Annotated in this window: 11 protein-coding genes and 1 pseudogene; 8 read left to right on the plus strand and 4 right to left on the minus strand. The window is 59.4% G+C overall.

What is annotated here, in order from left to right; translation table 11 throughout:
- Positions 1-156 precede the first annotated feature (156 nt).
- The 4 genes from yidC to rpmH form a co-directional block, all read right to left on the minus strand.
- Positions 157-1,824, minus strand: a complete 1,668-nt coding sequence (gene yidC / locus AC1DKV_RS23850; protein WP_477138118.1) for a membrane protein insertase YidC — start codon at positions 1,822-1,824, stop codon at positions 157-159.
- Between the two features lie 22 nt (positions 1,825-1,846).
- The gene (gene yidD / locus AC1DKV_RS23855) at positions 1,847-2,140 is read right to left on the minus strand and encodes a membrane protein insertion efficiency factor YidD (protein ID WP_441612781.1); all 294 of its coding nucleotides are present in this window, start codon (positions 2,138-2,140) and stop codon (positions 1,847-1,849) included.
- Between the two features lie 13 nt (positions 2,141-2,153).
- Positions 2,154-2,591, minus strand: coding sequence for a ribonuclease P protein component (gene rnpA / locus AC1DKV_RS23860; RefSeq protein WP_477138136.1), 438 nt, complete (start codon positions 2,589-2,591; stop codon positions 2,154-2,156).
- 115 nt (positions 2,592-2,706) lie between these two features.
- Positions 2,707-2,841, minus strand: coding sequence for a 50S ribosomal protein L34 (gene rpmH, locus AC1DKV_RS23865; RefSeq protein WP_017229861.1), 135 nt, complete (start codon positions 2,839-2,841; stop codon positions 2,707-2,709).
- A 1,029-nt stretch (positions 2,842-3,870) separates the two neighbouring features.
- On the opposite strand from rpmH, the gene dnaA reads away from it, so the two are divergent.
- The 8 genes and pseudogenes from dnaA to AC1DKV_RS23905 all read left to right on the plus strand — a co-directional run bounded on the left by dnaA (position 3,871) and on the right by AC1DKV_RS23905 (position 21,363).
- Entirely contained in the window at positions 3,871-5,646 is a 1,776-nt protein-coding gene (gene dnaA / locus AC1DKV_RS23870; protein WP_477138119.1) for a chromosomal replication initiator protein DnaA, read from the plus strand.
- A gap of 505 nt (positions 5,647-6,151) precedes the next feature.
- The gene (dnaN, locus tag AC1DKV_RS23875) at positions 6,152-7,267 is read left to right on the plus strand and encodes a DNA polymerase III subunit beta (RefSeq protein ID WP_477138120.1); all 1,116 of its coding nucleotides are present in this window, start codon (positions 6,152-6,154) and stop codon (positions 7,265-7,267) included.
- Between the two features lie 224 nt (positions 7,268-7,491).
- Entirely contained in the window at positions 7,492-10,023 is a 2,532-nt protein-coding gene (gene gyrB, locus AC1DKV_RS23880) for a DNA topoisomerase (ATP-hydrolyzing) subunit B (RefSeq protein WP_477138121.1), read from the plus strand.
- 775 nt (positions 10,024-10,798) lie between these two features.
- A pseudogene (gene dpdE, locus AC1DKV_RS23885) lies at positions 10,799-14,035 on the plus strand (protein DpdE); the annotation flags it as partial.
- A gap of 164 nt (positions 14,036-14,199) precedes the next feature.
- Positions 14,200-16,656 carry a protein DpdF gene (dpdF, locus tag AC1DKV_RS23890; RefSeq protein WP_477138122.1) on the plus strand — a complete coding sequence of 819 codons (2,457 nt, stop codon included), beginning with the start codon at positions 14,200-14,202 and terminating at the stop codon, positions 16,654-16,656.
- A complete protein-coding gene (dpdG, locus tag AC1DKV_RS23895; protein WP_477116796.1) occupies positions 16,653-17,570 on the plus strand; it encodes a protein DpdG in 918 nt (305 codons plus the stop codon). Before dpdF ends, dpdG begins: the two co-directional genes overlap by 4 nt.
- Entirely contained in the window at positions 17,567-20,653 is a 3,087-nt protein-coding gene (gene dpdH, locus AC1DKV_RS23900) for a protein DpdH (RefSeq protein WP_477138123.1), read from the plus strand. Before dpdG ends, dpdH begins: the two co-directional genes overlap by 4 nt.
- Positions 20,644-21,363 (plus strand): hypothetical protein, encoded by a 720-nt coding sequence (locus tag AC1DKV_RS23905; protein WP_477116798.1) that lies wholly within the window; start codon positions 20,644-20,646, stop codon positions 21,361-21,363. Before dpdH ends, AC1DKV_RS23905 begins: the two co-directional genes overlap by 10 nt.
- The last annotated feature ends 10 nt before the right edge of the window (positions 21,364-21,373 follow it).

Genomic DNA, 21,373 nt, shown 5'->3' on the forward strand with positions numbered 1-21,373 from the left:
TCTTCCCCTCTCTCCCGCTTGTGCGGAGAGGGCGGATGTCGGCAAGCTCTAAACGCTAAACGGCGAAGCAAGCCAAACAAAAAGCCCGGCGCATGCGCCGGGCTTTTTTTTGCCGCCGGCGGGTTTGCACCCGCCGGCCGGAGTCACATCTCAGGTTCAGGCCTTGGCTGCCGCCGTGGCCTTGCTCTTGCCGAGCATCCGGTTGATCTGCCATTGCTGGGCGATCGACAGGACGTTGTTGGTCACCCAGTACATCACCAGGCCGGCCGGGAAGAAGAAGAACATGAACGAGAACACCAGCGGCATGATCATCATGACCTTGGCCTGCACGGGGTCCGGCGGGGTCGGGTTCAGCTTGGTCTGCACGAACATCGACACGGCCATCAGCACCGGCAGGATGTAGAACGGATCCGGCACCGACAGGTCATGGATCCAGCCCGTCCACGGCGCGCCGCGCATTTCCACCGACGACAGCAGCACCCAGTACAGCGCGATGAACACCGGGATCTGGATCACGATGGGCAGGCAGCCGCCCAGCGGGTTGACCTTCTCGGTGCGGTACAGCGCCATCATCTCCTGGTTCATCTTCTGCGGATCGCCCTTGTGGCGCTCGCGCATCGCGGTCATGCGGGGCTGCAGGTCCTTCATCTTGCCCATGGACTTGTAGCTTGCCGCCGACAGCGGGAAGAACACCAGCTTGATCAGCACGGTCAGCGCAATGATCGACCAGCCCCAGTTGCCCAGGAAGCCGTGGATCTTCTCCAGCAGCCAGAAGATCGGCTTGGCCAGGATGGTCAGCCAGCCATAGTCCTTCACCAGCTCCAGCCCCGGGGTGATCTTCTCGAGCATGCGCTCTTCCTGCGGGCCGGCGAACAGGCGCGCATCGGTGGTCACGGTGGCACCCGGGGCGACCTGGCCCAGCGGCTGCTGCACGCCCACGCGGAACAGGTTGTTGTMGATCTTCTCGACGTAGAAGCTGTGCTCCTTGCCCGACTGCGGGATCCAGGCCGAGGCAAAGTAATGCTGCACCATCGCCACCCAGCCGCTGGTGGTGGCGGCCGGTACGCTGGCCTTGCCCTTGCCGATGTCGTCGAAGGTGATCTTGTGGTACTTGTCGGCGTCGGTGTAGATGGCCGGGCCGGTGAAGGTGCTGTAGAACTGCGACTGCTCGACCTTGCTGCCGTCACGCGTCAGTTCCAGGTACAGCGTCGGCGAGACCGGCTTGCCGMTGTCGTTGGTCACCGCGAAGCGCGTGTCCACCACATAKCTGCCCTTGTGGAAGATGTACGTCTTGGCCAGCTTGACGCCATCCTTCTCAGCCGTCAGGGTCACTTCCACCTTGTCCGTGCCAGCCAGGTCGCGCGGACCGKCCGAGGCGGCAAACACCGTGGTGTGGTTGGGCATGTCGCCGCCGATCAGGCCCGAGCGGGCCATATAGGTGCGGGTCGCGTCGCGCTCGAACAGCACCACGGGCTTGCMGTCCTTCTCGTGCTGGTTCAGCAGCTCCAGTCGCGAGAGGATGCCGCMGGCGGTGTCGATCTCGGCACGCATCACGTCGGTGCTCACCACGATCTTCTCGCCAGCCGGCTGCACGGCGGCAGCGGGTGCGGCAGCCGGGGCGCCAGCGGTGGCGCCGGCGCCTGCATTGGCCTTGGGCACGTCGCCCTGCGCGGCCGAAGCGCCGCCGGCGCCTGCCGGCGCGGCCTGCTGGGTCGCGCTCGGGAAGAACATCGACTGATGACCGTTGGCGCGCTGCCAGTTGTMGTAGAGCAGCACGAGGGCCATCGAGAAGATGACCCAGAGTATGGTGCGTTTGATATCCATGTCTCGCTGTGGTCGGGGGAAATCAGGGGCGGGGTAGCCGGATCGTGACTGGCGGCTGGCCAGACGCGGCGGGTGCCCGGTCTTGCTGTGTTGATGTCGCCGATACCGGCGGCACCGGATCATACCCGCCATCCGTGAACGGATGGCAACGGCATAGCCGGCAGGCGGCCAGCCAGCTGCCGCGGCCTGCGCCGTGGCGCACGATCGCTTCGCGGGCGTAGTCGGAACAGGTAGGCAGGAAGCGGCACTGCGAGCCGAAAAACGGGCTCAGGGCGATCTTGTAGATGCGCAGCAGGGCTAGCAGGATTCGCTTCATGGCGGCGGGCGGGTCAGGCTGGCGTGCCGGAGGGCGCGGACTTCGGCGGCGATACGCCGGAAGGCGCGGCTGGACGCGGTGCAAGCGGACGCACCGCGACTTCGAACAGGCTGGTCAGCTCCGCCAGGCACACCCGGCGCACCGCGCTGCGGCTGGCAAATTCCGCACGCGGAAACTTGGCCTGCAGGCGCAGCAATACATCGCGGCCCGCGAGTTGGTCCTGCCGCTGGCGGAACAGTTCCCGCACCAYGCGCTTCACCAGGTTGCGTTCGGCGGCGCGCGCCGCGAACTTCTTGCCCACGACCACGCCAAGGCGGGCCTGCGGCAGGTTGTTCTCGCCCACATACAGCACGAAGTGCTGGCTGCGGCGGCGCGGGCGCAAAGCAAAAACGGATGAAAACTCATCCGTCTTTGTGAGCCTCGCGGCTTTGGGGTAGGCATAGGTAGTCACGCTGGGCAAAGCTAGCGGTAAAGCTGCACCTGGCTGCGGGCTCCCGGCCATCCGAAAGGCGAGGCGTTTGGCCACGACAGCGCACGCGGCGCCATCATGGCCGGTCGCCAGGCCCTTAGACTGCCAGGCGCTTGCGGCCCTTGGCGCGACGAGCGTTGATGACGGAACGGCCGCCACGGGTCTTCATGCGCACGCGGAAACCATGGGTACGCTTGCGGCGGGTAACGGAAGGTTGGTATGTACGTTTCATGTTGCACTCTCTGGTTGATCTTGGCTCGCCCGGCCTCCGGCGTGAGCCGGGGCCCCGTGGCCGCCGCGTATGGTTCGCTTGGGCTGCCGCGGATGCGGTCTTGCCGACTGCGGTGATTGTCTTGCCGCCGGCCGTGTATCTCGCGTACCGACAATGTCGGCGTGCGCGACGCAGGTTCGGKAGKGAATCCAGCCGGACCGGATCATGATTCACCCATCCGTCCCGACCCCGTCGGCCTGCTTGGCCCGCTGCCTGTTCCGGCCAATCCAGCCATTTCCAGGACCGTTTCAGCCAGCCAAAGCCGCGTGAAACGAAACCGGTCTTGCACGGAACAGGTCAGACCCGGCGATGCGCATACGTGATCCCCTGCCGCATCGCAGAACCCGCCATTTAACTGATTTTCGCGCGATGTGTCAAGGCTGCAGATGGCCGAGAGACGTGCGCGGCACCCTTGCCTGAAAAATGCGCAAMAGGCTGTTGTATTTCATTGTCCACAATCGCCGGTGGGTAAGTTTTTTTGTTCCGGGGGTGCCTCCGGGATGGTCAGAGGGAGAGCGAAGTCTCTGTTTGGATTGGCTTTTCGGGCGTTTTACCTACCCGGAAACCCGCGCCAAACAAGGGGTTGTGCACAACAATTCACTGCTTCTTCACAACTTATCCACAGACTTATCCTTTGTGGATAACTCGGGGCGGGGGGTACAATCCGGGTCCAAACACCACACGGGCTGCGTGGCGCAAGCGCAACCCGGGACTCACCCCTGGCATGCCGGATAACGGACGCGCAGCGGGCAGCGGCGGCTTCGTCTCATTTCGCCAACCTGTCCGTCAGCGGCTCCCGCTTATCGCGTCGATCACCATGGGGAGCCCGGGCGGCGGGGTCAATTGCGGACCGCGACTGATCTCGACTGCGGTCGCTTTACCTGGCTTGAGAATGACGGATTGCCGGCAGGGATGCACCACCGACCCCTGCCTGCAGTCCATTGGGCCGGACTGTCCGCGCACCCGTGGCGAAAACCGAACAACAAAACAATGCAAGATTTCTGGCAGGCGGCAGCAGCGCAACTCGAGCGCGAGCTGACGCCGCAACAGTTCAAGACCTGGATCAAGCCGCTGGCGCCAGTCGCCTTCGACGAGGAAGCGCACGCGCTGCGCATCGCTGCGCCCAACCGCTTCAAGCTCGACTGGGTGAAGAGCCAGTTCTCCGGCCGCATCACCGCGCTCGCCTGCGAGTACTGGGAAGCCAACGTCAGCGTTCACTTCGTCCTGGACCCCGCCGCCTCGGGCCGGGCCGCTGCCGGCTACCCGCAAGGCGGCCAGGCCGGCCAGCCCGGCATGCAGCCGCAGCAGCCTGGCCCCGGCTACCCGACCGGCCAGCCGCTGTCGCAGAATTTCGGCCAGCCCGGCATGCAGCCGGGCCAGGGCGCGCCCGGCTATGGCAACCAGGGCAACGCTGGCCAGGGCGGCCAGCGCGGCGCGCAGGCGCCCTACCCCGGCAACTACCCCGGCGGCCAGCAGGCCCATCCCGGCCAGGGCGCCAATATGGGCGGCATGGGCGGCATGGGCGGCATGGGTGGCATGGGCGGTGAACTGGTCGATATCGACGTGCCGCAGCTCGACCCGGCCGAAGCCAGTGCCCGCTCCTACCGCGTGCAGCAGCCCCAGCAGCCCATGCAGGGCGGCCAGGGCCACCAGGTCGGGCACCAGGGCAGCCATCAAGGCGGGCATCCKGGCGGCCATCCTGCCAACGCGCAGGGCGGCCACCAGCAGAACGACACGGTGCACGAGCGCTCGCGCCTGAACCCCATCCTGACGTTCGACAACTTCGTCACCGGCAAGGCCAACCAGCTCGCGCGCGCCGCCGCCATCCAGGTGGCCAACAATCCGGGCAAGTCCTACAACCCGCTCTACCTGTACGGCGGCGTGGGCCTGGGCAAGACCCACTTGATCCACGCCATCGGCAACTTCATGTTGCTGGAGAACCCGCGCGCGCGTATCCGCTACATCCACGCCGAGCAGTACGTCTCCGACGTGGTCAAGGCGTACCAGCGCAAGGCCTTCGACGAGTTCAAGCGCTACTACCACTCGCTGGACCTGCTGCTGATCGACGATATTCAATTCTTCTCGGGCAAGAACCGCACGCAGGAAGAGTTCTTCTACGCCTTCGAAGCACTGATCGCCAACCGGGCGCAGGTGATCATCACCAGCGATACCTACCCGAAGGAAATCAGCGGCATCGACGATCGCCTGATCTCGCGCTTCGACTCCGGCCTCACGGTTGCCATCGAGCCGCCCGAGCTGGAAATGCGCGTGGCGATCCTGATGAAGAAAGCCGCGGCGGAAAACGTGAGCGTGCCCGAGGAAGTGGCCTTCTTCGTCGCCAAGCACCTGCGCTCCAACGTGCGCGAGCTCGAAGGCGCGCTGCGCAAGATCCTGGCCTTCTCGAACTTCCACGGCAAGKACATCACCATCGATGTCACCCGCGAAGCGCTGAAGGACCTGCTGACCGTGCAGAACCGCCAGATCTCCGTGGAGAACATCCAGAAGACCTGTGCCGACTTCTACAACATCAAGGTCGCGGACATGTACAGCAAGAAGCGGCCCGCCAATATCGCGCGGCCCCGCCAGATTGCCATGTACCTGGCCAAGGAACTCACGCAGAAGAGCCTGCCGGAAATTGGTGAGCTGTTCGGCGGGCGCGATCACACCACCGTGCTGCACGCGGTGCGCAAGATCGCCGACGAGCGCAGCAAGGACGCGCAGCTCAACCACGAACTGCACGTGCTGGAACAAACGCTCAAGGGGTGACCCGCGGCACGCTGTGATGCGCGCCCAATGACAGATGGCTTGCTCGCTTTCCCGCAAGCGAAAGCGGGAGCAAGCCAGGCGTTCTTTGTAGAATTTTCTCCACGCTTACGACACTTTGTGCCGCAAACGTGGATTTGCAGGCCCCGTCACGCGGGGCTGGCATACTGTAGGGTACGCGCCGGGCTGGGTCMGGCGCATGAATCAATCGGCAAGCATCGCCGGGAACATTGCCTGTCATTGACGCGAAAGCGGCCTGGGCTAAGGCTTTGCGGTGAGTCGGGACGAGCGGGCGGAGGGCGCGGCCGGAACAAGGTCGTGGAAGCCTGGAAATTGTGCTTGATGCTGCGCAATTTTCCCCTCCTGTCGCGCTTCTCCCGCTTCACCGCAGCGGCTTATCCTTGGTACAATGTCAAATTAACTCCTTGATTCCTAAGTGGTTTTKGAATCAACGGAAGTTGAGGCGCAACCCGCGGTCGCTTACTACAAACGACGAAGGATAAATTCAATGCAATTGGTCAAAACCTCGCGAGACAATCTGCTGCGTCCGCTGCAAATCGTGAGCGKCATCGTGGAGCGCCGCCACACCCTCCCGATCCTGGCCAACCTGTTGATTCGCAAGTCGGGGTCCAACGTATCGTTCCTCTCGACCGACATCGAGATCCAGATCACCACGCACGCCGAATGCGGCGTGGGCAGCGACAGCGTGGCCACCACCGTGGCCGCCCGCAAGCTGCTCGACATCCTGCGCGCCATGCCCGACGGCGAAGTCGCCCTGTCGCTCAACGACAAGCGCATGACCGTGCAGTCCGGCAAGAGCCGCTTCGCGCTGCAGACCCTGGCCGCCGAGGAATTCCCCACGGTTGCCGAAGCCAGTGAGTTCGGCGCCTCGGTCAGCCTGCCGCAGAAGACCTTCAAGCACCTGCTCGCCATGGTCCACTTCGCCATGGCCCAGCAGGACATCCGCTACTACCTCAACGGCATGCTGCTGGTGGTGGACGGCAAGAAGGTCATGGCAGTCGCCACCGACGGCCACCGCCTGGCCTACTGCGGCGTGGAGCTGGACACCGCCGCCACCGGCGAAGGCGCGCGCCAGGAAGTCATCATCCCGCGCAAGACCATCCTCGAGCTGCAACGCCTGCTCGAAGACAACGACGATCCCGTGCAKGTGCAGCTGGCCGCCAACCAGGTCAAGTTCACCTTCGCCAATATCGAGCTGATCTCCAAGCTGGTCGAAGGCAAGTTCCCGGACTTCCAGCGCGTGATCCCGAAGGGCTACAAGAACGCCTTCGCCATCGACCGCGTGAAGCTGCAGCAGGCGCTGCAACGCACCGCCATCCTGACCACCGACAAGTTCAAGGGCGTGCGCTGCATCCTCGACACGCACGTGCTCAAGATCAGCTCCACCAACGCCGACCAGGAAGAGGCGCAGGAAGAGCTCGAGCTCGATTACTCGGGCGACGCCCTCGACATCGGCTTTAACGTGACCTACCTGCTCGACGTCCTTGCCAACCTCAAGAGCGAGCAAGTGCAGGTCAGCCTCGGCGACTCCAATTCGAGTGCGCTGATTACCGTGCCGGAAGACGACAACTTCAAGTATGTCGTCATGCCGATGCGTATCTGATGATCCGGTAGAAGGTAAAAGGAAAACAACATACGTAACACCGGAACATCGAACGGCAGGCTACGGCTCTCGCCTGGCAGGCGAAAGACGCACCGCAGCACGCAGGGGCCGGATTMTGGCAATCCGCCCCTTTTGYCGTTTTTATGTAACCCGCCATGCGGCCCATCGCAGCGCGCCCGACCGGGCGCCGCGCGAAACGCCGCATTCGCCGTGAGTAAGAGAACATGACCGAACAGCAACAACCGCAACCGCAACAGKAAAACAGCTACGGCGCCGGCTCGATCCAGATCCTGGAAGGCCTGGAGGCGGTGCGCAAGCGGCCGGGCATGTACATCGGCGACACGTCCGACGGCACCGGCCTGCACCACCTCGTATTMGAAGTGCTGGACAACTCCATCGACGAAGCGCTGGCCGGCTGGTGCACCGAGATCCAGGTCACCATCCACAGCGACAACTCGATCTCCATCACCGACAACGGCCGCGGCATCCCGCCCCTGGTGAAGTTCGACGACAAGCACGAACCCAAGCGCAGCGCGGCCGAAATCGCCATGACCGAGCTGCACGCCGGCGGCAAGTTCAACCAGAACAGCTACAAGGTCTCCGGCGGCCTGCACGGCGTGGGCGTGTCCTGCGTGAACGCCCTGTCCAAGTGGCTGCGCCTCACCGTGCGCCGCGACGGCCAGGCCCACCTGCTCKAATTCGCGCAAGGCGCGGTGCAGAACMGCGTGGTGGAAACCGTCAACGGCCCCGACGGCCAGCCCGTGGAAGTCTCGCCGATGAAGGTCATCGGCCCCACCGACAAGCGCGGCACCGAAGTCCACTTCCTCGCCGACGAGGCAATCTTCACCCACGTCGAGTTCCACTACGAGATCCTCTCCAAGCGCATCCGCGAGCTCTCGTTCMTGAACAACGGCGTGCACATCCGCCTGACCGACCAGCGCACCGGCAAGGAAGAAGACTTCGCCTTCTCCGGCGGCGTGAAAGGCTTCGTCGAATACATCAACCGCGCCAAGACCGTCCTGCACCCGACCATCTTCTACGCCAACACCGAGAAAGACGGGATCGCCGTGGAAGTMTCCATGCAGTGGAACGACGGCTACAACGAGCAGGTGCTCTGCTTCACCAACAACATCCCCCAGCGGGATGGCGGCACCCACCTCACCGGCCTGCGCGCCGCGATGACCCGCGTCATCAACAAGTACATCGAAGAAAACGAGATCGCCAAAAAGGCCAAGGTAGAAACCACCGGCGACGACATGCGCGAAGGCCTGGCCTGCGTGCTCTCCGTCAAGGTGCCCGAGCCCAAGTTCAGCTCCCAGACCAAGGACAAGCTCGTCTCGTCCGAGGTGCGCCTGCCCGTGGAAGAACTMGTCGCCAAGGCMCTCTCCGACTTCCTGCTCGAGACCCCCGGCGACGCMAAGATMATCTGCGGCAAGATCGTCGACGCCGCCCGCGCCCGCGAAGCCGCCCGCAAGGCCCGCGAAATGACCCGCCGTAAAGGCGTGCTCGACGGCATGGGCCTGCCCGGCAAGCTCGCCGACTGCCAGGAAAAAGACCCCGCCCAGTCCGAACTCTTCCTGGTGGAGGGTGACTCCGCAGGCGGCTCSGCCAAGCAAGGCCGCGACCGCAAGTTCCAGGCAATCCTGCCCCTCAAGGGCAAGATCCTCAACGTGGAACGCGCCCGCTTCGACAAGATGCTCTCCAGCCAGGAAGTGCTCACGCTCATCACGGCGCTGGGCACCGGCATCGGCAAGGAAGACTACAACCTCGAAAAGCTGCGCTACCACCGCATCATCATCATGACCGACGCGGACGTGGACGGCTCCCACATCCGCACGCTGCTGCTCACGTTCTTCTACCGCCAGATGCCCGACATCATCGAGCGCGGCTACGTGTACATCGCCCAGCCGCCGCTCTACAAGATCAAGCACGGCAAGGAAGAGCGCTACATCAAGGACGACACCGAGCTCAACGCCTACCTGCTGCGCCTGGCCATGGAAAAAGCCGCGCTGGTCAACCCGGACGGCACCGAAGTCTCCGGTGACGCCCTCACCGAACTCGCSCGCCAGTACCAGCTGGCCGAAGGCGTGATCGGCCGCCTCTCCCGCATCGTAGACACCGACGCCCTGCGCGCCATTGCCGACGGCGTGGAACTGGACCTGGACAGCGCCGCCGCCGCCGAAGCCTCAGCCACCGCGCTCAAGGCCAAGCTCAGCGAAATGCACGCCAAGACCCTGCTCGGCGCCGCCGTGAACGATGACGGCACCGCCGATGTCTACGCCCAGTTCGACGAGAAGACGGACAAGCACCGCCTGATGATCGCCCGCCGCCATCACGGCAACGTGCGCCTGTCTCACCTGGACGCGGACTTCGTGCATGGCGCGGACTACGCTGCGCTGTCGCTGGCCGCCAAGACGTTCCAGGGCCTGATTCCCGAGGGCACCAAGGTACGCCGTGGCGAAGGCGAGAAGATGCGTGACCAGACCGTGAATGATTTTCACGGGGCCATGCAGTGGCTGTTGTCTGAGGCTGAGCGTGGGGTTTCGCGTCAGCGGTACAAGGGGCTGGGGGAGATGAATCCTGAGCAGCTTTTTGAAACCACGCTTGATGTTACTCAAAGGCGACTGCTTAAGGTGCAGATTGAGGATGCTATTGCTGCGGATCAGATCTTCACCACCCTTATGGGGGATGAGGTTGAGCCGCGGCGGAATTTTATTGAGAGTAATGCTTTGGTGGCTCGGAATATTGATGTTTGATCCGMTGTCTCGGCGAATTTCAGCGTTCCCACGACACGTACACCAATAAAATCAAAGGGTCACAAGCAAATGCCTGTGACCCTTTTTATATGCAATCTTATTGATCGCTACTAAACCACTGTGGCAGGCATACCGTTGAKGTAAAGCACACAACGGATTCATGAGTGGCTTGTGCAAAAGCTTGTAGATAACTGCGTCTCTTCTCGGGAGTTCCCGCGTATGTCAATACCCAATTCGGGTATGGCGTACCGGGCCGTTGCCGTTCTTCCAAGTCCTTCTCTGCCACGGGGTTCCCCTTGACTCGGACATTCCGATGTAGCTCATAGCCCCTATCGCCATCCTTGGATGCTCGTGGTCAGGGATGCCTTTGMTGCCTCTGTCTTGATGCGATGAATTTGGCGATCCATCCGGTCGCTTGGGATTAGTCCGTTTGTCGTGCCACATATCTGAGCGCCTCGTGGCGAGGCGCAGGCCTCTCAGCTCTAATGAACTCGATATTTCTGCCGTTAAGTTCACGTAATGGGGCCGTCAAAAGAGCCTCGGGTTCCGCAGGCTTGAACCCCGGCGGAGTCAGAATGGACTCGAGCATCATCTTGCCGCAGTGCTGCGCAGACTTTCCTTCTTCAATGAAGCCGAGTTTGCGAATGAGAGGGTTTTTGGCCTTGCCATGCCTGCGGAAGAGAGATCAGTTGCCGTTGTCGAAAATCGGTAACGAACTATATACTAGTTGAATGTTGCGGATGTACATCGTACTTTTTGGGGATACTTCGAAAAAATGACGTCGCCATATTGCATCGTGAAGGGCTATGAGGCCGATGGAATCGCAAAGATCATCGGGGTAAATGGTCCACGGCGAACGATCGAGTACTTTGATTTTCCGACTATTGGCGGCCGCGTGGTGCGCGAAGTCGAGGCGCCTCAGATACGGCCCAAAGTCTTAGGAAAAAACACTCGCGTTTATGTCTTCGACGAAGGCAGCATTCGCTGGCGAGTAGGGCGCGTCATTGAAGACGATGGTGAGGGACTGTTCATCMGTTTTTCGCACAAGCACGACGTATATCTTACTTATGAGCACGTGTTTGTCCGTTGGAAAAGGCCGATCGAAGATCCATCGCTGTTCCTGGCGCAKCAGATCACCGAAACGCCGCAATATGCTGAAGCACGCACTCAGTTTCTGAGTTCGTACATCGCTCAACGCGGCTTGGCTCATGGCATGTCAGCCTTGCTGTCTTCGGCAGTCGAACTAGAGGCGCATCAAATTGKCGTCGTGCGACGAGTCTTGACTGACCCATCTCAGCGGTATCTGTTGGCTGACGAGGTCGGGTTGGGAAAGACGATAGAGGCGGGTATCGTCGTTCGGCAAGCGGTACTCGACGATCCAGTCAATCATCGCATCGCTATCCTCGTGCCACGGACACTAGTGACCCAATGGCGCCGTGAATTGACGCGTCGATTCGGATTGTTCGATTTTCTTGATATTTCAGTCTTCGTTGTGGCTCATGACGATAGCGAGGGGGCATTAGTCGCCGTGGAGATGGCCACATTGCTGATCATCGACGAGGTCCATCGTATTGCCGATCCGGGGGCCGGCGATCAACATCGACAATTATATGAATTGGTAAGTCGTACCGCGAGAATTGTGCCGCGAGTGCTCTTGCTATCAGCGACACCCATTTTGCGGAACGAAGAGGGATTTCTGCGAATGCTGCATTTGCTCGAACCCGCAGTTTACTCACTGGGTGACTACGATTCGTTCCGTACAAGGATTGCACATCGCCAATCCCTTGCAGAGACCGTCGCCATGCTGGAACCGTCGCAATCCTTGTTCCTTGATGGCGTTCTAGATGATTTGCTCGATAAAATTCCTCACGACTTACGTCTCCGGGAATTGACGTTCGCCTTGAAGGCGCTACTGGTAGGCGTTCCGGAAGAAGAAGACCCGGAATTGATAGATGCGATTCGGCAATTGCGCGCGCACATCTCAGAAACCTATCGCTTGAACCGGCGTATTTTGCGTAATCGGCGTCGGCGAATTAGTGGAATAACGCCTCTGCGGAAAGGTGCCCAACCGTGGACGATGCATGACTCTTCGGCGCGTGCCATTGAGGCCACCCTTGAATCCTGGCGAATCTCCGCCGTAGCATCGCTGCGCGGGCCGGAAGATGTTAAAGACCAAGCGCCATTGATCAGCTTCTACTGGGAATGCATAACTGCCCTGCTTGAGAATATGATGGAATTCAAGCTGGTATGCAATAAAAGGAGGCAGACAATACACGCACTATCCAATGCTGTCACCGCGACCTTTGACGATGAGGATGACTATCTGGTCAAACTCCTGGCCCATTGTGACGAAGACGACTGGTTGGCGCAGCGCAGCGCAATGATCTCCGATCAGGTGCGGCAATTCTCTGCCAATACTAAGGCCATTGTCTTTTGCTCTAGTTCCGAGGTGGCAGACACTGTTTTTTGGCATCTACGAAGCAACCATGTCTCGGCGGTACGCCACGCCACGATGGAGGTCGATGACCAAGGCAGCGATCCCGACTGGGTGCGCTTTAACTCGGACGATAGTGTCAAGGTGATTGTCTGCGATCGCGAAGCCGAGGAAGGCATCAATCTCCAGGGTGGGAGCAAGGCTATTGTTCATTTCGATCTGCCGATCCATCCCAACCAAATCGAACAGCGAATTGGCCGAGTCGACCGGTATGGGTCCGGGATGCCTGTGCAGTCATACGTCCTCCTCGAGGCTACATCGACGTTGCAAAGTGCTTGGTTTGACGTGCTCAATTCCGGTTGGAACGTCTTCGGGCAATCTATCTCCAGCCTCCAGTACATCGTCGATGCGGAAGGCATCCGGTTGCAGGAAAATATCTTTCTGCACGGTATTGAGGCAATGACAGAACTCGTGGCTCGCCTGCAAGGTCCGCAGGGTCTGGTCGCTACCGAGTTGAAATTGATCGATCAGCAAGATGCACTCGATGAATTGGCGCCACTGTCTGAAAGCGATATCGAGTCGCTGCTCGAATTCGATAGCGATTGGAAGTCAATCAAGCAATCGACGCTGTATTGGATTACGGATACCTTGTTTTTTGTGCCGATACCTGAAAAAACAAAGCTACCATCTGTAGATGTGCCCACGCGCTTTCAATATAGCCCACCGGAGCAGGGTGGAAGGGCGACATTAATACCTATGTCGGGCTTTCTAGAGGATTTTTTGGGTGCCATAGATTACGAAGCCCCCGGCAGTTCATCCTTACATCCGCTTTCCTATCCGCACACGGCACATCGAACTACGGCCGTCCGGCGTGGCGTGAGGCCATTGCGGTATGGTGATGCGTTTGTTGAAGCCGTTAAGTCGTTTTCGGAAGTCKACGACCGTGGCCGCAGTTTTGCCATGTGGCGCCAGATCCATGAAGGCTTTCCAACGGATCGTTTGGAAATGTGCTTTCGCTTCGATTTTCTGATTGAAGCGCGACTTGATGAGGCTGCCGCCATTCTTGCCCAGTATGGGGAGGCGTCGAGATCTGACCTCGCAGTTTTACGCCGTCGTGGGGATGCGTTGTTTCATCCAATAGTGACCCGTGTATGGCTTAACGAGGATGGGGAGGAGTTGCCGGCCGACTACATCGCGACCTATCTTGCGCCGCGATACGCGAAAGAGGGGGGGGCCGGCTATATCGATAAGAATCTTGATTTCGAGCATTTTCGCGCCTTGAAGAAGGCAGCCCCCGATTMGCTCGCCAACTGGTCACAACGCTGTCTTCGAATGCGCGACTGTGCGTTCGACTTCGTGATGAGGCGCCCAGAGCTTAGGGCGAGCCAGCGCGAAGCAATCGACAAGGCTGTCCAGGAGGACGCGGGACGATATGCGCAATTGACTACCCGTATTCAGTCGTTGGCAGGCGCGGAGGCCGCTGCCGAGCATGCGCAATTGACCCTGGAGAAGATGCTGAATGCGGCACTGCACGCCGGTATTCAAACACCGATAATCAAGGTCGACGTGGCAGGTGTGGTCTTTCTGAGCAGCGAACCGGTCTCCGTTCTCGAACAGTCGACCGGTGGCCTCCAATKAGCTTTCTCTTTGCAGACTTGCAGTCTCTGTTCAGCKACTKGCCAGCGGCGGATCTCCCACAGCACGACGTCGGCAACCCGATCTTCACGCGTATTTTTCAAATCTTGCTTGATGCGCGACGCTCAAGCGCGAATCAGAAGTTGCACGCGGATTTGCTTCCGTTGGTCCGGCAGTGCTTGCTTCGTGAAAGCGCACAACAAGGGCACCAATTCAAGTTGCGTGTGCCGGCCAATCCATCATGGCCATCTGCAGAAGCGTGGACTGCCCACGGTGTACAGACTTTGGCCGCGGCTGATGGTAAGTCCTATCTGTTGACGGCGCAACCGTGGTCGCCAGACTGGCTAGACAGCACGGACGACRGCGCCTTTCATGATGCATATTCAGAGCGCCTGGTCCGCACCTCTGGTCAATGCCCAGCCGACCCCTTCATAACCGACGCGACCGGTTTTACTCATTATTCTTCACCCGGCCAGCGCGAGGCGGTTCGTGCGTCTTTCCTAATTCCCCCGGGGGAGACCCTCCTCGTGAATTTGCCGACGGGGTCAGGCAAAAGCCTAGTTGGGCAGGCGGGCGCACTCGTACACAAGGAGGCCGGTCATMTGACTGTCTTTGTAGTTCCGACGGTAGCACTGGCGATCGACCAGGAGCACGCCATGCTGAAGTATTTTCGGCAAGCCGATCCGATGCATGTGCCATGGCCGCTAGCCTGGTATGGCGACTTATCGAAAGAAGGACGCGCAGAGATMCGCAAGCGCCTCCGCAATGGCACCCAGCGGATTCTATTCACTTCGCCAGAGGCATTGAATACATCGCTATTGGGTGCTGTCACCGACGCAGCTCACGCGGGTATGCTGCGTTACTTGGTCATTGACGAGGCTCATTTGGTGACCCAGTGGGGCGACGAGTTCCGCCCGACATTCCAGGCGCTGGCGGGCTTGCGTAATAACTTGTTGGCAAGCGCTCCACACAGTTTCCGGACGCTATTGCTGAGCGCCACCTTTAGCGAAGAGACGGTCGAGACGCTTGCTCACCTCTTTGGCCCTGCTGAACGAGTGCAAATGGTTGCCGCTGTACACCTACGGCCGGAGCCACAATACTGGTTTTATCGTGCCACATGTCGGGCCGACAAGCATATGCGTGTGCTAGAAGCGTTGCGTCATGCGCCACGGCCATTCATTCTATATGTCACCAAGCGCGAAGATGTGCGCGAATGGGATGCGGTGCTTAGGTCGAAGGCCGGAATCCGACGGATCGCCTGCTTTGATGGTGGCACACCCGCGCGGCAGCGATTGGAGATCATCGACAACTGGCGGAAGAATAGGCTCGACGGCATTATTGCCACGTCGGCATTTGGAGTCGGTATCGACAAAGCTGATGTGCGAACCATCGTCCATGCCACGATCCMAGAAACGCTTGACCGGTTCTATCAAGAGGTTGGCCGCGGCGGCCGTGATGGCCGCGCTGCCGTCAGCCTGCTGGTATTTGATGATACCGATTGGGTGCTGCCTGCCCAAATGTCGCAACCGAAGTTGGTCACTGAGGAGATGGGCTTCACTCGCTGGAGGGCCATGTACCAGAGTCGGGAGCCTGCCGGAGAGGAGGACTTGTACCTCATCAATATCGATGCAGTACGCGATGGGCTCCCAGGCGGGAACGAATACAACGTCGACTGGAACATGCGAACACTCATCCTCATGGCCCGCGCGGGCATGATATCGCTAGACGTGGAACCCAACCAAGATCCAGACGAGGAAGGGGACGGATTTGGCTCATCACGGCTTGCTGCTAAGGCAAAAATTCGCGTTCGTATCCTCGACAACGGCCATCTGTTGCCATCGGTGTGGGAGCAACATGTGACCAGTGCACGCGACAAAACGAAATCCGCGGCTCAGAAGAATTTTTCACTCATGCAGCGATTGCTGAACGGAAAGACGGAGGTTGGAGGAGCGCTTGGTGAACTGTATCGGATTCGCTTGCCGCAGTGGCCAGTGGGCGTTACGCAAGTATGCGGTGGGTGCAAGGAGGATCGCTTCTCTGGCAATGCGACGCGGACCTATCGGCTGCCGTTCCCGATTCCCATCKCGCGGACCTGCCAAAGCGATTTCTCGGCATGGAACCAACGATTTAGCTGGATCGATCCGGCCTTCGTTTATGTCTTTTACGATGCAGATGCGCCTGCGCTGACACAGTCGATAATCAAAGTTGTCGGGTGGCTCGTGCAAGAGTGCGGCGTACGGGAAGTGGCAGCAGATGCCACCTCTAGCGTCTGCGGAGAGCCCGCCTGGTGGTTGCTCTACCGCCGTGCTCGTGCCGGCGTCGTGATTCATCAAGGCCTCGACGAAAGTAATGGAGAACCGTACACGCCACTGGCGCGCGTCACAGTCTTGGGACGCGACGTGGCACCGGACGTATTCGAACGTGTTCAACTCCTACAACGGCCACAGCATCTCATCTTCCTGCCTCGCAGTTCTCTGGATCCCTCAAATTCCCAGCGTCGCTTGGCCGACATCAGCCCCTACGCCACGCATCTTGAACATTTACTACTTACGATCAGCCAGTGACTATCAACAATCTCGCCAGTGACGGCTTGCATTCGCACATGATCATTCTGGCTCGCGCGCTTTTCAAGCAAGGTCCATTAGCTAAAGAGGAATTGGTTTCCATGTGCTCACCGCCAAGCGTTGAGACCGGAAAGGACCCGGACCTTACGCGCCTGCGTGCCGCAATGGCGCGCTGGATTGAGTTGGGGTTGTTCTCCGACGACGCMGGCGTTGTGCGACTCACTGAAGAACGCCTGCGCGGCGAGACCCTGGAGACTTGGACAGATCGCCTGCCTGCAAGATGCCGTTATCTTATTCTGCAATCAGAGCACTGCTTGCCAATCTGGGGGGCCTTAGGTAGCGAAAAAACTGAGGAGGGAGCCGCACGGGCCGCGGACTTTGCGCGAGCCCTGTCATGGGTGCTGGCGCAAGACATTTACGCGTTGCCGAACTCTGACATCGAGCACCTCGAACGCACGCAAGTCCCTAGCCCACATTTCATTTTTATGAACGATTCTCGCTGGCCGGGCATGCGCGTCTGGGCGCGCTATCTMGGCTTCGCAACGGGTGACGACAATAGCTTCTTCCTCGATCCAACCGAGGCAGTACGCGGTGAATTGGCGCACGTGCTGCCGAGCCAACAGGCTGTGCCGGCGGATGCCTTTATCGATGCGTTGGCTACGCGGCTGCCGGTCCTCGATCGCGGACAATACCGGCGCCAAGTCGAAGAGATATTGCGGTCAGAAAACTGGCGTCGAACTCCTGCCGAACATCTGTCCATGTCGCTGTCGTTGGCTCTGCGCCGCCTTGAGTTGAACGGCAACATCGCGCTAGAGAAAAGGGCCGATGCTGGCACCGCACTGACGCTCACAGGCCGCGCGTACCGTACCTGGTCCAGCTTTACCCATGTCCGCTTCTTGGGAGACGCCAATTGAGTTTGCTGAATTACTGGCCMACCGCAGAGGAAGTCAATAGCTGTATCAAACCGGAAGCCGAAGGTGCTCCGGAATCTGTGCTATTGGCAGTGCATCAGCCATCGCCGCTCTCGTACCGGCAGTTGCCGAGCGGAGAAAAGTTGCCGGCATCCGAAGATGATCTTTACGAGTACTTCATGACGGCCAATGTGCCGACTGGCGCCCATGTCGTCCCGATTACCGGCTCGTCGGGTGTGGGCAAGTCGCACTTGGTACGTATTCTGGCCGCTCGGTTGCGTAGTCTGCCGCAGCCAGATCGCTATCTCGTAATCCGGATTCCCAAGAGCGCAAGTTTGCGTAGCGTAGTCGAATTAATCCTGGCGCCTTTGCCAGACAATCAATACGGTTCTGTCAAACAGGAATTTAAGAAGGCCCTTGCCGAGATCACTATTGACACGGCGGTGATCAGTTTTCAGGCACAACTTGAAATCGCCCTGGAGGATCTCGCCAAGGACTTAAGGGAGCAGGTACAGGCGAATCCGACCAATACGGTTCTGAAGGAGCAATTGGCGCACGCACGAATGCTACCAAAGTTCCTGGCCGATGCCTCTGTCGTTGATCATATTCGTGCGCAGGTCTTATCGAAAGTGGTTAAACGCGCTGTTGCTGGACAGTMGGCTGAGGGGCAGTCKGCGAGCTCCGACGACTTCTGTGCTGATGACTTCGTGSTGCCGGACTCGATCGACCTCGACAGGGATGCATCGCTGACGGTGAGACAATACTACCGTATGCAAATGGAGGCCCGTGAGGGCCATGGTAGGCGCGTTGCGGCCAACCTGCTAAATGGGCGCGTTGTTGATCAGGCAACCCGGCAGTTGTTTCAATTGCATGAAGCGATGGGCGGGATGACCTTGCAGGACGTCATACTCGAAATTCGGCGCCTGCTGTTGAAGTCAGACCGTGAACTCGTCATCCTCGTCGAAGATTTCAAGGCATTAACCGGCATCCAGGAAACGCTGTTGAACGTCCTTATTCAGGAGGGGGTGCGCGACGGGGTTAGGGAATTCGCGACAATGCGCTCGGCCATTGCCGTCACCGATGGCTACTTGACGGGTAAGGACACCATTGCGACCCGTGCAAAGCGCGAATGGATTGTCGAGAGTCATTTGAGAGACAAGGAGGAGGTCCTGCAGCGCACCACCCGACTGGTGGCCGCCTATCTGAATGCGGCGCGTTGGGGCGAAGCCGCACTGGCGCGCCACTATGCGCAGCGCGACCACTCTAGAGAGAATGCGCGTGCTTGGATCCCGCCGTATCGACATCCAGACGATGGAGGAGACAACAAACTCGTTGCTTTCGGTAAGGTCGACGATACGCCCTTATTTCCGTTCACGACATCGGCAATTGCTTGCCTGGCCGAGATGACGCTCCGACAAGGAGATGCCTTGGTATTCACTCCAAGGCTTATCATCGATCATATTATTCGTAGTCCGCTGCTGATCGGACGTGGTGCCTTCGATGAAAAGCGATTTCCGCCCCCAGGATTCGCAGGCCCAGCCAACAATGCGGATGTCTCGCAATGGCTAACGGCGCAACCATTTACCGCTGATCAAAGGCGCCGCTATTCCGCGGTGGTAAGCATCTGGGGCAATCAGCCGCAAAGTCGCGCAGACATCGGACGAATTCCGCGTGAGGTGTTCCAGGCGTTCGACCTGCCCGTTCCCGACGTCGATTTTGTTCCTGAACCCCAACAGCCGATCGGCCCTGGGCCCGAACCGGCGCCGCTGCCAACGTTGCCGCCCGGCCCATCATCGGAAGAACGAACCCTGCAGGAAACCCTTGAACGCTGGGTGCAGGAAAACGAGCGACTACCGTCGCGCATCGCAAACGATATTCGCAAGGAACTAGCGGCAGCGATCAGTGAACGCATTGACTGGAATGGCGAGCGCTGCCAGAGGATGCCGCTGCAACCCGATCGCATTTCCATACCAAATGCCCAGGGCCAGGGAGGTGTTGCCGCGCAGTCTCTGCAAGTAGCAGAGGATAACCGCGACCCGACGGGACGTCTCCGCAGCGAGTTGATGGCATTGATACGTTTCTACAAGTTCAGAAAGAAGAAGTTCGATTACCCAGAGGCTGATGACGATTTGGCGCGTGTGGGCAACCTCGTATCGCGTCTCGTTCCCGAAGCACGGCGTTTACTCMGGACAGATGCTGAGCAGCGTTTGCGAACCGCAACGCGTGCACTGGTCGCAAATAGTCGCCTACTTGGCATTAACGAGCGTGGCCGTACCCCGTCGAGCTTGATTGCATTCCTTTTTGGCAAACCGCAACTGAAAGAAAGGTCCGCCGAGTTCGCACCGGTAACATATCAGGAGTGGCGCGCGTTGCAGGACGAGGCTCTTTTGCTTCGACCGAGCCTAATACAGTTGGTGTTGGCCCAGTGTGGTTGTTTCCAAGGCAACATTGGGAAGATCGCATATGGCGTCGATATCATGCGAGTGCTCGAGCATCTCGCCAAGGATGACGACCGCGCGGAACCTGAACTCATTCCGCAGGAAATACGGGCACAGGTCACAGCGATGTCAGAGCCACGCGTCGTGGTGCGCGCGAAGAGAGTGCTCGAGGAAGCCGTTCGCATTGCCTCCTCTCTGCAACAGGAACTCGGTGACGATATTGCCAAGCAAGAGGTGGCCGATGCGCTGAAAGAACTTGGCGACGAAATGTCGGATAGAGGCGGATGGAGCCGGGATGATCTCGGAACACCAGCGACATTCAAAAAGCTGTGCGAAGCCTTTCGTGCTGCCGCCCTGAAGGAATCTCTGACTACTCTGCAGGCATCAGTGGCCGATAGCGACCAAGATCAGATCAGACTGATCACCCGTCTGGCACAATTGGATATCAATCCTATGATTATCGCGCAACGATTTGTCAAAGAGGGACGCACGGTCGTGACTAGTGCCCAAAAACAAGTGCAGCTTCTCGAGGCGCAATCACAAGGCATCGATCCGGCAACGCAGGCGCAAAGTATTCGCACCATGTTCGAGACGCTGCTAGCTGATCTGACGACGCTGGAAGCGCAAGGGGAGAAGACATGTTGTTAGACGATGCTTTGCGTGCCACGGAGCGCCTCATACAACTGGATGCCGCCCGCAACGGCGTAGAGGAGGCAGAAATTCTTGCCGGCCTCAGCGAGGAATTGCAAGTTCGGAAAAACCGCCTGCGCGCACTGATCGATCGTGTCACTATGTTGTGCCAGGAGGGGGTACCAATGACGATACCCTCCGATATTCCAGCAGTTAGGGATGTGATTGCTAAAGCATCCGATCGCTTTTCCGAATCGACAAAGTCTTCGACGCTCAAGCAGGGCCAACGCTGGACTCAATTGATCGCCAAACTCGATGCCCTACTTAGTGGCTTCGAGGCAACACAGCGGCAGGATTGGAAACATTACTTCGGTTCGCGTCTATTTGCCGGGCTATCGCCAGATCAGCGGCGCTCGACCTTAGTGCTGCATCTTCCTGGTAACAAGCAGGCAATTGGGCGCTATGCAGAACTCTATGAACGCTTTAGCCGCTATCGGCAGTCGATTCCACCGACCCCTGAAGCCGTTCGCGACGTGCACTACTGCTCCGATGAGTTAGCGAAGATTACATTTATAGAGGCCCATGATATGCCGGCGGCGGTTAAGCGTTTCTTCGACGCATCGGCTACCAGCGCCGGGGCGAGTTTGGAGTTGGTGGGCGCAGAAGTCGTTGCCTGGTTGCACGAGCACGGCCTATTGAGCAGCTATGTAGTTCGCGCGAAATCGTGATGGGATTGCC

This window comes from Cupriavidus sp. 05T41 (genome assembly GCF_056396525.1).